13 protein-coding genes are annotated in these 12,210 nt (G+C 56.5%); 5 read left to right on the forward strand and 8 right to left on the reverse strand.

From position 1 onward, the window contains the following. Nucleotides 1–37 precede the first annotated feature (37 nt). The 6 genes from RBB47_RS06495 to RBB47_RS06520 all read right to left on the reverse strand — a co-directional run bounded on the left by RBB47_RS06495 (nt 38) and on the right by RBB47_RS06520 (nt 5,514). Nucleotides 38–430: a hypothetical protein gene (locus RBB47_RS06495; protein WP_305984936.1), complete on the reverse strand. Its 393-nt coding sequence runs from the start codon at nt 428–430 to the stop codon at nt 38–40. Between the two features lie 72 nt (nt 431–502). After that, nucleotides 503–841, reverse strand: a complete 339-nt coding sequence (locus RBB47_RS06500) for a hypothetical protein (protein WP_305984937.1) — start codon at nt 839–841, stop codon at nt 503–505. 31 nt (nt 842–872) lie between these two features. Continuing rightward, the gene (locus tag RBB47_RS06505) at nt 873–1,418 is read right to left on the reverse strand and encodes an ATP-binding protein (RefSeq protein ID WP_305984938.1); all 546 of its coding nucleotides are present in this window, start codon (nt 1,416–1,418) and stop codon (nt 873–875) included. A gap of 3 nt (nt 1,419–1,421) precedes the next feature. Beyond that, nucleotides 1,422–3,821, reverse strand: a complete 2,400-nt coding sequence (locus RBB47_RS06510) for a SpoIIE family protein phosphatase (protein ID WP_305984939.1) — start codon at nt 3,819–3,821, stop codon at nt 1,422–1,424. Beyond that, nucleotides 3,818–4,996, reverse strand: coding sequence for a class I SAM-dependent methyltransferase (locus RBB47_RS06515; protein WP_305984940.1), 1,179 nt, complete (start codon nt 4,994–4,996; stop codon nt 3,818–3,820). The genes RBB47_RS06510 and RBB47_RS06515 overlap by 4 nt, the downstream gene beginning before the upstream one ends. Continuing rightward, a complete protein-coding gene (locus RBB47_RS06520) occupies nt 4,993–5,514 on the reverse strand; it encodes a ubiquinone biosynthesis methyltransferase UbiE (protein WP_305984941.1) in 522 nt (173 codons plus the stop codon). The genes RBB47_RS06515 and RBB47_RS06520 overlap by 4 nt, the downstream gene beginning before the upstream one ends. Nucleotides 5,515–5,763: 249 nt before the next feature. On the opposite strand from RBB47_RS06520, the gene RBB47_RS06525 reads away from it, so the two are divergent. After that, entirely contained in the window at nt 5,764–6,684 is a 921-nt protein-coding gene (locus tag RBB47_RS06525; protein ID WP_305984942.1) for a PP2C family protein-serine/threonine phosphatase, read from the forward strand. Between the two features lie 26 nt (nt 6,685–6,710). Here RBB47_RS06525 and RBB47_RS06530 read toward each other — a convergent pair whose 3' ends face one another. Together RBB47_RS06530 and RBB47_RS06535 are read right to left on the reverse strand one after the other, a co-directional pair. Next, nucleotides 6,711–7,139 (reverse strand): ATP-binding protein, encoded by a 429-nt coding sequence (locus RBB47_RS06530; RefSeq protein ID WP_305984943.1) that lies wholly within the window; start codon nt 7,137–7,139, stop codon nt 6,711–6,713. Between the two features lie 46 nt (nt 7,140–7,185). Continuing rightward, nucleotides 7,186–7,551, reverse strand: coding sequence for an STAS domain-containing protein (locus RBB47_RS06535; RefSeq protein ID WP_305984944.1), 366 nt, complete (start codon nt 7,549–7,551; stop codon nt 7,186–7,188). Between the two features lie 212 nt (nt 7,552–7,763). On the opposite strand from RBB47_RS06535, the gene tssA reads away from it, so the two are divergent. From tssA to tssE, 4 genes are all read left to right on the forward strand, one after another. Continuing rightward, a complete protein-coding gene (gene tssA / locus RBB47_RS06540) occupies nt 7,764–9,479 on the forward strand; it encodes a type VI secretion system protein TssA (protein WP_305984945.1) in 1,716 nt (571 codons plus the stop codon). A 151-nt stretch (nt 9,480–9,630) separates the two neighbouring features. Continuing rightward, nucleotides 9,631–10,155: a type VI secretion system contractile sheath small subunit gene (gene tssB, locus RBB47_RS06545; RefSeq protein WP_305984946.1), complete on the forward strand. Its 525-nt coding sequence runs from the start codon at nt 9,631–9,633 to the stop codon at nt 10,153–10,155. 71 nt (nt 10,156–10,226) lie between these two features. Continuing rightward, entirely contained in the window at nt 10,227–11,708 is a 1,482-nt protein-coding gene (gene tssC, locus RBB47_RS06550) for a type VI secretion system contractile sheath large subunit (protein WP_305984948.1), read from the forward strand. 87 nt (nt 11,709–11,795) lie between these two features. Next, nucleotides 11,796–12,209, forward strand: a complete 414-nt coding sequence (gene tssE, locus RBB47_RS06555) for a type VI secretion system baseplate subunit TssE (RefSeq protein ID WP_305984950.1) — start codon at nt 11,796–11,798, stop codon at nt 12,207–12,209. Nucleotide 12,210: the final 1 nt, after the last annotated feature.

A 12,210-nucleotide genomic window follows, 5' to 3' on the forward strand; every position in this document is an offset into this window, starting at 1 on the left:
CCATGCACAGCGGGGTCGCGGCCTGGACGTACAGCGCCTAGTTAATGATGGCTTCGCAGCGGGCCTTGGCCGCTTCGATGTCGCCGTCGTCGCTCTGGGCTTCGATCAGCAGAATTTTGCCTTCGGCGGTCGACAGAATGGCCAGATTGCAGCTGTCCACCGGACTTGTTGAAACTTTCGAAAAGGTCTTCTGGTTGTTGTTTGACCAGTAATAGACGAGTTCTTTCGGGTCTGCGCTGGTCAGAACGCGGCCTGTCGCATCGGTTCTGAGTTCCTGCTCCATGCCGATGACCTGATCCGGCGGCCCGAATGCCTCGAAGAATTCCGCGGTGGTTTTGCCAACGTAGTCGCTCTTCAGCGATGGGTTTTGAGACCCGGACTGACAGGCGCCAAGAAGCAGCGCGGTCGCGATCGCGCAGGATATCTGCAATTTCCGTGTGGCCAGCCTTGATCCAGCGTACCGACTTAAACCTGAAGCTGATTTGGCGGAAGACACTTCAAGTCAGCTGATCGTCAGCTCAAGCGACGGATGCAGGCGTTGCAGGTTACGCAGGGACTTCGATTGCCACGGGATCGCCTTCGATCCAAGAACGCGCACGCCGACATCGGGCTGCTTTCTGATCTCGATCGTGAATTTTGCGAGCAGGTTGATGCCGGAACTGTTGAGGAACTCAAGCCCGGTCAGATCCAGCGTAATGACTTCCGGCTTGGACGACAGAACGGAATTCATGATTTCAAGAATGGGCGCATAAGCGTCGGTTCCCGAAAGCCGCATCGTTCCTTCGTAGTGGATTGTCGAAGCTTCAGTCCAAACGCGATAATCGTTCGTGCTGATTTCCATTTTGGTTTCTTCCTTTGGAATATGTCGGCGGTCAGGAGAGTCGCAAGGATGCAAAGGTCGTCAGTTCCACGCCTTCACTTACATGCTCCGAGGTGAAAGACCAGCCCAATTTCGCGCCGTAGTCGCTCATGAGCGTGAGAAGACCTAGCCCTGAACCAGACGAATCCGGGTTCAGCGCATTTTCCTCGATGCGTTCCAACAATAATTCTCCCGGTTCGCGCTCCAGCAGAAGCGTCAGGTGGCCCTGAAACTTTTCCGCGGTCTGCGCATCGATCAGGTTCACGATCTTGATCTCGAACATATCTTCATCCAGCGTGCTGACGAGTTCGACATCACCACCGTGCCGGAATTTGATCGCATTCTCCAAAATCTCATTGATCATATAGCTGATACTGTGACGCGCATCGACAGGATCTATGCCACTTCCGCACGACCTGCTGAAATATTCCCCTATAAAATCGGATGTGACACCGCAATGATGCCAACTCAGTTCAAGAGGCTCGGCTCGTAACTTGAGGGCGAAGCTGGTCGCATCACTGCCGTTGGAAGCCACCGTGTTACCAAAATCCTGGACCATACCCTACCTATGCTTCAAGACAACAAGCGTGATGTCATCAAATACTTTGTGTGCCCCGATATGAGACTTCACATCATTTATGACCGCTTCCGCAATACCTTTTGCTGATTTCTCGCGATTTTCCTGAGCGCTCTCGCTAAGGCGATCAAGGCCGAACATGACGCCCTCTTCGTTCTCCGCCTCGGTAATGCCGTCCGTGTGGAGAATGAGAACGTCCTCGGGTCCAAAGTTCAGATCGAGTGTTGCGACAAAGGGTGAAATGTCGGCTTCGAGCCCGACCGGGAAGCCCAGGTCGATCGTGTCGATGCGTTCAGTCTCGCCATTCGCCCGAATGATCAAAACTTCCTCGTGCTGGCCGGACAACGTCACCTTGCCGTTCTCATAGTCAACAAAGGCGAGTGTCAGGTGCTTGTCCGACCTGGTCCTCGTGATGTTCTTGTAGACCGCCCGGTTCAGAACATCGAGGAAGGCAACAGGATCCCTGTCGCCCTGCTCCTGAAGCGCACGCGCGACCGATTGCACCATCAGCATCAGCACGCCGCTTTCCAGGCCGTGACCGGTCACGTCGCCGATGCCGACCTTGATGTGATCACCGTCGAAGAGAACGTCGTAATAGTCGCCGCCAACCTCGTCGGCAGGTTCCATGAAGGCTGCGATTTCGATCTGCGGGATGTTTTCCAGCTCGCTGAGGCGCGGCAGGACCATTTCCTGGATGCGCTTGGCCACGTCGAGTTCGGCGCCCAGCCGGACGTTTTCCGTTTTCAGACGCTTGTTCAGGTCGACGATCTCGCGATTGGCCGTCTCCAGTTTCCGCGTGCGCTCTTCAACCAGGTTTTCGAGATTTTCTGTGTGATAGCTGATTTCCTCGGCCATGCGGTTGAACGCGAGGCCCACAGCGGCAACCTCGTCCTTGGTCGGGATCGAGACACGCACCGAGTAGTCCTTGTTCTGCAAGGCGCGCGCGGCATGGGAGAGTTGCGACAGGCCCTTCGTGATACGGCCGGACACCGCATAGACTGCGAGCGTCACGATAAACAGGCTGACCAGCAGAACAACGATCTGCCAGTTCACGATGCGCTGCGTCGCCTCCGTCAGTTCCTGCTGAACGGCGGTGAGAGACGCATAAATCTCGTCATTGGCAACCATGAAGCCGAGGGTCAGGTTCTCCGAGACAATCTTCTCGCCGTCCCACAAGTTGATAGGAGCCAGCTCCTTGAGAATGACCGTGTAGCTTTCCTCGCTGCCGTCCGGGTTGGTCCCGAGGCTGAGGGAATCGATCACCGTTCCGGTATTGTGCGGCAGCTCAAGCTTTGCGACTTCAGGAAACTGGCTTTGCTCCAGAAAGCGGTTGATCCCGGTAACGCCCTGGCCTTCACCGCCGACGGACACAAGACCGAGAACCTGTGCTCCGGCGTCGCTCACGGCCAGCACGTTTCCGTTCGATGCAGTCAGGAAACCGAAGCCCGTCTCTGCGATCTTGACGTTTTCCACCAGGCTCGACAGCTGGTCGAGCGTGATGTCGACCGCCGTCATGCCGGCGACGTCGCTGCGGTCTTCAGTCCAGAGCGGAAAGAAAAAGCTGACGATCTTGGCCCCGGTGATGGCATCGATATATGGCGCCGTCCCGACGATATCGCGGGGCACCGGACGATTGGCCGGGTTCTCGATCCAGCTCTGCCAGCTCTCATAAACACCGGGAAAGAAGAAATCCCAGAAATTGTCTTCGTTGTGGCCCGGGTAAAGCTTGTCGAAAGTCTGCGCCTGGTCCGTATAGGGCGTCGTCCGCATGATCGGGATGTCTTTTGGACCGACGTAATACATCTGCAGCTTGGGAGACCCGGTCTTCATCATGCCCGGAGCGACGAGATTAAACGCGGAACTGTCCGCGATCTGCGTCGACACATCCGGCAAGGGATCGCCCTGATCATCGAGAAGGTAACCCCAGACGCTGACAACCGATTCACCTGGTTCATTCTGCGACCAGTCCGCTTCCGGATTGAACACAAGCGTGTCTCCGAGCACCGGATCGAGCTCGACAGTCTGGCCGATTTCAGCTCCCGTCTTGGGATTGTCGATCAGCGTCTGCATCGAGGCACCCAGCGCTTCGACTTCGGAGAAGACCTGGTCGAGCAACAATTCGGTGCGCAGCGCCGTCGTGTCGATATAAGTGCGCAGATACTCCTCGGTCGCCGTCGTCAGGCCCTGGGCAACTTTTTCCGTTGCGTCCTTCGACAGTCGCTGCACGTTCCAGATCGCAACACCACCGGCCAGCATCAGGTCAAAAAGAACGGCCGCGCTTACGACAAGAATGAATTTGGCGCGGAAGCTGTGCCGCGAAAGCCGTCCGATACTTTCCGGTTCGTGCGTTTGTGGTGTGTCAGCTTTCACGTTTGCCAAACTCATTTTGGTTTTCGTCCCGAGGCAACCCAAATAGGCCAGCCCGCATAGCCTTTCGGATGCAGAGCCGCGAAGATGTGATCCTGAAAGCCTTTCCGGAAATCACGGATCTCTTCGTCGCTGTCGCCGCGTTCAACGGCCATCTGACCTGCGTAAACGTCTTCCCACGACTGGATGATGTCCGCAAAGTCCTGCGGATTTCCATCCAGGTTCGTGACCATGAAGGATTCCATCTGGATGTCTTCAAGGCCTGTGTCGGCCAGGAACCTGCGGCTCTTGGGACCGAACTCAATGTCCATGTTGAAATGGGCCCACAGACGCGCGACTTCCGTATATGTCCGCTGAATGGATTCCGAACGCGGCTCACCAAGGCAGTGAGAATTCTTCTCGTTCGTTATGTAGATCCTGCCACCCGGTTTGCAGATCCGGAGCAGCTCCTGAAGGATCAGCTCCGGACGGTCGAAAACCTGCAGGGAATGGCGGCAGGTCACAAAGTCGAACTGATCGCTCTCCAGCAGCATGTCGGACGCGTCGCCGAAGACATAGTCGATGCCGCGCACGCCGAAATCGGCAGCAACCTTGCGGGCGTAGTCCAGGCTGGAGCGGCTGTGATCCAGAGCAACCAGGCGCGAGGGCTGATATTCCTTTTGCAGCAGAACCGCAAAATCACCGATGCCGCAGCAAATGTCGGCGACCTGCATGTCCGGTTCCAGGCCGTGCCTTGCCAGGATGGTGCGCTCGTGGTGCCAGGTCAGCTTGGTCTGCGTCCGCAGGATCGGAATAAAACCGCCTTCTTCCAGGAAGGTCTGCCCCGGATAGAACTCGCTGTCATATTCACTGACCGTGATGCGGTCGGACATGGTTTCAAGAACAGAGAATTTGCGGGTTGCCCACCCAACGACGCTGGACGTGGTGACATGGACATTCAGGTCGCTGCGGCCGCGAACGAGATCCAGGATCTTGCAGGCGAAGGTCTGGAAAGCGACGTTGTTCATTCTGACCAGGCGGCGGACATTGACGTAGAACTTGCCGCTCACCTTCATGACCGACTGTTCCAGCGCCGCAATGCAGCTTTGCAGTTCATCCGGCCGCTGCGGACGCAGGCTGCCATGCAGCGAGAACTCCTGGTCGTTCTCGTTATAATTCCACGCAAACGCTTGAGCGGAGGTACTGGGGTTCATTCTTTGTTGTCCTCGAGCATCATCTCTGCAGCCAGATGTACTCTGCCGTCATCCAGCCGGTCGACGGTCATGCGCGCACCATAATCCACACCTAATTCAAGCAAACTGAGACTTGCGTCCGGCTCCGCCTCCGAAAACAGGGCATCCAGATAGAGCTTCTCGGCGTTTTTGTCGCTGACCTTGCCGATCGCGTCTTCGTACGCGCGGTAGGTGTCGTCATCAGCCGGAAAAACCAGTTCAACCCGATCCAGGTTGCCTTTTCTGTGCACCGAGCAATGAAGCGTGCCGTCATTACCATGCATCCGGAAAACGGTTTCCAGCAGTTCATTCACGGCTGACGAATAGAGATTGGAAAACAGCAGGGAATCCAGCCGGTTGTGACTTACCATTCGCGCCAGATACGCGGACATCAAATCGCAATGCGACCAGTCTGAGCAGAAGTCCTCAATATTCAAATCCATCTGAAGCATTTGCGGTATGTCGCTTTGCGAAAACAAGCCCTCAGAAGGTGACGGCATTTTTATTCCCCCGTTGGCGTAGCTCAGCGCACTATAAGATAGTGCTCGGCAGTATTTCAAAGCAGATGGAAATTACCGTCAGCCGGACGCGCGTCATCGATAATTCATGTATTTAACAATACGGTGTCGCTAGTTGCCAAGGATATAACAACTTCGGTTAATGATTGTTTTTATTCCCGAATGGCGGCGATACACTGTTGTGAGTTCGAGAATCCTTCCGATCGCCGGTTTGGGCAGCATGAGAAGATAATGACAAGTGACAGCAACACAGTTCCCGGCGCGGCGGTTCACGATGCCGAACTTTCGAATTTACGTAGGGAGCTAGAAGACCTTAGAGCCGAGCACGCCGATCTGAAGCTGCTTTACGAAGCGACCATCGAACATGGTGAAGCCGTCGAGGACCAGCTGGCCGAATACAATATTCTGCTGACCAAAACGCAGGAACGGCTCGAGGCGGAACTGCGTGACGCGGGCAACTATGTGTATTCAATTTTGCCGGAAAAGAGGCCGTCTTCGCCTCATGCCGACTGGTTGCTGGTTCCTTCAACGGAATTGGGCGGTGATTCGTTTGGCTACCACGACCTGGATGAAGACCATTTTGCGATCTATCTCATCGATGTTTGCGGTCACGGTGTCGGCGCCGCGCTCCTGTCCGTTGCGATCATAAATGTGCTGCGCGCCAACGCACTTGCCGATGCCGACTTCCGCACCCCGCCCGATGTGCTGGCAAAGCTGAACAATGCCTTCCCGATGGAACGGCAAAACAACATGTTCTTCACAATCTGGTACGGCGTTTACCAGCGCTCCAGCGGGCGTCTGTCCTATGCCTCCGGAGGCCACCCGGCGGCAATCCTGCTGAGACCCTCCGCAGATGGATGCGAGGTGACAGGTCTTGGAACACCGGACGGAATGGTGATCGGAGCGATCCCCGATATGCCGTTTGACGGCGGCACGTTCCAGATTCAGTCTGGCGACAGGCTCCTGGTGATCAGCGACGGCACCTACGAGATCGAGGATGACAAGGGCGTGACCCTGAGTTGGGACCAGCTTGCGGAAAAGACCAGAACGGCAAACGGGCCGATCGCCCAGTCGGTTTACGACTGGCTCGCCGGTTTCAACAACGACGCACCGCTGCCTGACGACTTTTCAATGATGGAATTCACCTTCTGACAAGCGGCGTCCGCCAGCACGTGAGGTCAGTCTATTTGATGCGGCAGGAGGACGATCGTCATGTTTCTGTCGCCGTCGCGCTTCGTGATCACCTGGTCGGCCAGCTGATGGACGAGGAACAGTCCGAGCCCGCCGATGTTCATCGTCTCGACGTCATCGGGCTCATCCGGCGCTGATGGGGAAACGCTGCTGTCGAACGGCCTTGCGCTGTCGACCAATGTCAATTCGACATGCTTGGTGCGCAGGGCCGCCGAAACGGCGATCACGTCGACTTCGCCACCGGGATATCCGTAGGACACGGTGTTGCTGAACAATTCTTCGGCCACCAGCATCAAAGAACGCCTCGCCTCGTCGGGCAGGTTCGCGGTCTCGGCGAAGTTCTCCAGCGCCGCATAGACGGCCGGCAGGTCCGAGAGTTCGTTTCGAACGGTTACCTTTTCGATTTTCGCCGCCATGAATTTGTTCCAACGGTCGTTTCGCTAAAGGTGGCGTCTTGAAGGGTCACGCTGATTGTCCAGCCAGACCTTTCGCATCGTCTTGCGTGTCCACGACTTTCAGAATCTTCAGGAACCCGGAGATTTTCAAAACGTCGAGGACGGACGGGTTCACCTGAAACAGGATCAGCTGGTCTCCCGACGGAGCCATGAGTTTTGCGATGATCAGGAGCGAGCGAAGTCCGAAGCTCGTCACGTAGTCGACATCTGCCATGTCTATGAGCAGCGCGCCGGATTTGTTGTCCACCAAGTCCCGCAAGTAGGTTTCAAAGGTCTTGGCGCTCATCGTGTCCAACTTGCCGGCCGGACGCACGATAGCAAATCCATCGGCAGCTTCGTGTCTGATCGTGATTTCTGCGGATTCCGCGGTCATAGTCAGCCTCTAATCGTGCCAGTCTGTTTGCGTGTGTTCGGTTCAATTTACCGGATATTTCCAAACGAAATTGGTTTTCGCGCGCCTTTTAAACAATTTCGCTCTGAAACTTGTGAATTTTATAAACGTGTCACACGCTAATCGTTACGAATTCGAGAATCAGTATAGTTATGATCGCTGATTCTCGCTTCCCCTCACTCCGGAGTACCGTGATGGCCGACGAAGAGTCTTTGGCAACACTTGATGATCCGAGAGCCGGCATAGGCCGCGCCGATCTGGAAACTCCGGACGCCCAGGAAGAATTCCGCGACTCCATGGAGTTCGAGGAACTGGAAAACGAATTCCGGAAGATGGAGACGGACGGCCCAACGGCCGTCAAATGGAAACAGCTCAACGACGACACGCTCAAGGTGCTGCAGACGAAATCCAAGGATCTCGTACTGGCAACGCGTCTCGCTTTCGGGCTCTTCGTCGAGGAAGGATATCCGGGACTGGCGGTCGGACTTGTCATTCTCAGGGACATGACCGATGCCCACTGGGACACCATGATACCGCCGGTGCGCCGCGAACGTGGCAGGGTTGGAGCCTATGACTGGCTCGCGGAAAAACTGGCGCCCTTCGTCGAGGGCAAGCCGCCCGAGGGACAGTACAACACCGAGATCTATGTCGCTCATGAGGCGCTTCTGGATCTGGACAATTCGCTAGAGCAAAAGCTTACCAAGTCGCAGGCCGCGCTGGGACCGCTGGTACGGGCACTTCGTCCGCTCGCAAAGGATGCGAAAGCCGCGCTCGAGGAAGCAAAAAAGGCCGAGGAAGCTGCCGAGGCAGCAGAACAGGCTGCAGGGGACGACAGTGCGCAGGACACCCCGCCGCCTGCGCAAGATGCAGCTGCCGAACCGGCGGCAACTGCCGCGGCGCCTGCTGCAGAACCTGCGCAGCCGCAACCTGCCGCACCGGCTCCACCAACACCTCAGGCACCGGCTACACCAGCGGCGCCTGTTGCAGAGATCGCCGTCGATACCTCGAATGCCACCGCCGCACTACAGGCGGTGTTCAATGCCTCGACGAAAGCCGCCACAACGGTTCGCCAGCAATCTCCCACAGATGCCCGCGGTTACTACGCCGCGCGCTTTGCGCTATGGGGCCGGCTTGAGGCGTTGCCGCCCGAGAGCAACGGGAAGACCGCACTGCCTCCGCCCCAGAAACCCAAGATTGCAGAACTGGCCGCCCTGGCCGGCGCTGGAAACAACGAAGGTCTCGTGCAGAGCGCCGAATCAGCGTTCGTTGCGTCGCCCTTCTGGCTCGACGCACAATACCATCTGGCCAGCGCCATGGGTGCACTCGGAGAGCCTTATGATGCGGCCCACCGGATAATTGTTGGCGAACTCGCCTGTCTGTTGAAACGGTTTCCCGGAATCACGGCCCTGTCGTTTAATGACGGGACCGAATTTGCCAGCGGCGAAACACGCGACTGGATTGCCCAGGAAGTCCAGGCCGGTGGCGGTGGTGGCGCTGTTGCCGGTTCGGGGGTTGAAAAGGCTTTCTCGGAAGCCGTCCAAAAGGCACAGGCCGGAAAAACACTGGAAGGGCTCGCCGTTCTGACCAGCTATGTGTCGACGTGCGGGGCGGGCCGTAAATGGTTCGAGGCGCAGCTGAAAATTGGCGACTACTGCCTGAGATTTGAACTTATACAACAGCTTTTTGCACTGCTGAATTCACTTCGCACTATCGCGGTGAAACGTGATCTGGCAAACTGGGAACCAGAACTTGCAATCGCACTTGCCCGACTGTCCTGGCAAAGTTTGGCGCATAAAAACGTGAAGCAGTTCCTTTCCGACGCGGATGCCCTTCAACTCCGAGCCAGCACTATGGAAACACTCGCATTGCTGGACGTCGGCGCTGCCGTCGAGGTGACCGGGAGGAAGTAAATTAAGAATAGCTTAAGGCAGAAAGGCCAAATTTCTCAGCCATCTAAATAGAACTGACACATCAGTAGAGTAGGAATGTCGCACCTGACGGATCGTGTCGCGAAGTTCTATTTACCTTCACGTCACAGCGTGTCTTATCACGGGGGACCTAATGTCTAAAGAAGCTTCAGTTGCACCTAAAGAACGGGTGAATATCAAGTATAAACCGGCGACAGGCGACGCCAAGGAGGAAGTTGAACTTCCGCTGAAAATGGTCATGCTCGGTGACTACACGCTGCGGCCGGACGATACGCCGATCGAAGACCGCACCCTCATCAACATCAACAAGGACAACTTCAACGAGGTCATGAAAAGCCATGAGCTCGGACTTGACCTTGCGACGGAAAACAAGCTTGTCGACACGCCGGAAGGTGAAGAGCCGAGCAACCTGTCCGTGTCGTTGAAGTTCGACAACCTGAACGATTTCACACCCGAGTCGATCGTTCGCCAAACGCCTGAACTCAACAGTCTGCTTGAACTGCGCGAGGCTCTCGTCGCTCTGAAAGGTCCGCTCGGAAACGTGCCGGCATTCCGCAAAGCGATTCAGAACGTCCTGGGTGATGAAGCAGCTCGCGACAAGCTTCTGGCTGAACTGACGAACGCGACCGGTTCCGAGGACGAAGGATCGTCCGAGTAACCCGAGGTTGTCCAATGCGGCGGGCCAAACCGGCCAGCCCGGTCCGACATTCAAATTGACGAGATTTAAGCATGACCGACACTGACGCACAGGGTGCAGCGGCCCAAACGGAAGAGCTCGACGCCTCTCTTCTGGATCAGATTCTTCAGGAAACAAAACTGGCGCCCACGGATGACGGCTATGATGTCGCGCGCAAAGGCGTCGCCGCGTTCATTTCCGAGCTTCTGAAGCCGACTGCCGGCGAAAGTCAGGTCAACGGTGCGGCCGTTGACATGATGATCGCCGAAATCGATCAAAAACTCTCCAAGCAGGTCGACCAGATCCTGCACCATGATGATTTCAAGACTTTGGAATCCGCCTGGCGCAGCCTGAAGTTCGTCATCGACCGGACCGATTTCCGCCAGAACATCAAAGTCGAAATGATGAGCGTCTCCAAGGACGAGCTCCTGGAAGACTTTGAGGACAGCCCAGAAGTCGTCAAGTCCGGCCTCTACAAGCACGTCTACACCGCCGAATACGGCCAGTTCGGTGGCCAGCCCGTCGGTGCGATTGTCGCCAACTACGACTTCGGCCCGAATGCTCCGGACATCAAGCTTGCCCAATATTGTGCAAGCGTCGGCTCCATGTCGCACGCTCCGTTCATCGCAGCGGCAGGCCCGTCCATGTTCGGTGTCGACAGCTTCGAGGAAATTCCAAACCTCAAGGATATGGAATCCATCTTCGAAGGCCCGAAATACGCGAAGTGGAATTCCTTCCGCGAGTCCGAAGACTCCCGGTACTTCGCGCTGGCGATGCCCCGCTTCATGCTGCGCACGCCCTACGGACCGGAGACCTCCCCGGTCAAGGCCTTCAACTATGAAGAGGAAGCGGAAGGCAAGAGCGACAACTACCTTTGGGGGAATGCCTCCTTCGCTCTGGCAACCAAGCTGACGGACAGCTTCGCGAAGTATCGCTGGTGCCCGAACATCATCGGACCGCAGTCCGGTGGTGCCGTCGAGGACCTGCCGGTTCACACGTTCGAAGCCATGGGTCAATTGCAGAGCAAGATCCCGACCGAGGTGCTGGTCTCGGACCGCAAGGAGTACGAACTTGCGGAACAGGGTTTCATTTCTCTGACCATGCGCAAGGGCAGCGACAACGCGGCCTTCTTCTCCGCCAACTCGGTCCAGAAGCCGAAGTTCTTCGGCAACACACCGGAAGGCAAGGACGCGGAGCTCAACTACAAGCTCGGCACGCAGCTGCCTTACATGATGATCATCAACCGCCTGGCGCATTACATCAAAGTGCTCCAGCGCGAGAACATCGGCAGCTGGAAGGACCGGGGAGAGCTTCAGTCTGAACTCAACAACTGGATCCGCCAGTACGTGTCCGATCAGGAAAACCCCTCCGCCGACGTGCGATCCCGCCGTCCGCTTCGCAAAGCCGAGATCACCGTTTCGGATGTCGAGGGCGAACCGGGCTGGTACAGCGTTTCGATGGCCGTGCAGCCGCACTTCAAATACATGGGTGCAGACTTCACGCTGTCGCTGAAAGGCAAGCTGGACAAATCCTAAGTCCCGGGCTGACGCCTCGGACCCCGAACCTGACAGGTGCCGGCCTTTGGCCGGCGCCTTTGCTGCTTGAAAGGAGTGTTTTCCCAGATGGTTGTCAGTCTGTTTCAGCGGCTCGAAAACGATGACGCGGGTACCAGCTACCGGAATTCGGACGAGTTCGAGGCAGCGGTCCTGGAAAGTGTTCTTGAAGACCTGAGAATGCTTCTGAACAGTTCAGCTGGATGTTGTGAGATCAGCCCGAACTTCGGTTTGTCCGATTTCAACTCGTTTACGAAATCCCATCAGGACACGGCCACTGAGATCTGCCGCGACATCGAACGGCAAATCAGGGAATTCGAACCCCGCCTGCGCAATCCGATCGTTCGAGCCGTGAGCGACCCCGACCGGCCCCTCGATTTCATCTTCAATGTGGAAGCAGAACTGAACCTCGGCGACAGCACAAAACGAATCAGATTCAATTCAATTCTGGACAACAGCGGACAAATCAGGGTCAGCGCCTAAG

Source organism: Roseibium sp. MMSF_3544 (assembly GCF_030732845.1).
Classification (GTDB): domain Bacteria; phylum Pseudomonadota; class Alphaproteobacteria; order Rhizobiales; family Stappiaceae; genus Roseibium.

What these genes read in the sequence shown, in the direction of transcription:
- RBB47_RS06505 (WP_305984938.1), bottom strand. Translation starts at nt 1,418, where the DNA reads ATGGTCCAGGATTTTGGTAACACGGTGGCTTCCAACGGCAGTGATGCG.
- RBB47_RS06510 (WP_305984939.1), bottom strand. Translation starts at nt 3,821, where the DNA reads ATGAGTTTGGCAAACGTGAAAGCTGACACACCACAAACGCACGAACCG.
- tssB (WP_305984946.1), top strand. Translation starts at nt 9,631, where the DNA reads ATGTCTAAAGAAGCTTCAGTTGCACCTAAAGAACGGGTGAATATCAAG.
- RBB47_RS06515 (WP_305984940.1), bottom strand. Translation starts at nt 4,996, where the DNA reads ATGAACCCCAGTACCTCCGCTCAAGCGTTTGCGTGGAATTATAACGAG.
- tssC (WP_305984948.1), top strand. Translation starts at nt 10,227, where the DNA reads ATGACCGACACTGACGCACAGGGTGCAGCGGCCCAAACGGAAGAGCTC.
- RBB47_RS06530 (WP_305984943.1), bottom strand. Translation starts at nt 7,139, where the DNA reads ATGGCGGCGAAAATCGAAAAGGTAACCGTTCGAAACGAACTCTCGGAC.
- RBB47_RS06525 (WP_305984942.1), top strand. Translation starts at nt 5,764, where the DNA reads ATGACAAGTGACAGCAACACAGTTCCCGGCGCGGCGGTTCACGATGCC.
- RBB47_RS06500 (WP_305984937.1), bottom strand. Translation starts at nt 841, where the DNA reads ATGGAAATCAGCACGAACGATTATCGCGTTTGGACTGAAGCTTCGACA.
- tssE (WP_305984950.1), top strand. Translation starts at nt 11,796, where the DNA reads ATGGTTGTCAGTCTGTTTCAGCGGCTCGAAAACGATGACGCGGGTACC.
- RBB47_RS06535 (WP_305984944.1), bottom strand. Translation starts at nt 7,551, where the DNA reads ATGACCGCGGAATCCGCAGAAATCACGATCAGACACGAAGCTGCCGAT.
- tssA (WP_305984945.1), top strand. Translation starts at nt 7,764, where the DNA reads ATGGCCGACGAAGAGTCTTTGGCAACACTTGATGATCCGAGAGCCGGC.
- RBB47_RS06520 (WP_305984941.1), bottom strand. Translation starts at nt 5,514, where the DNA reads ATGCCGTCACCTTCTGAGGGCTTGTTTTCGCAAAGCGACATACCGCAA.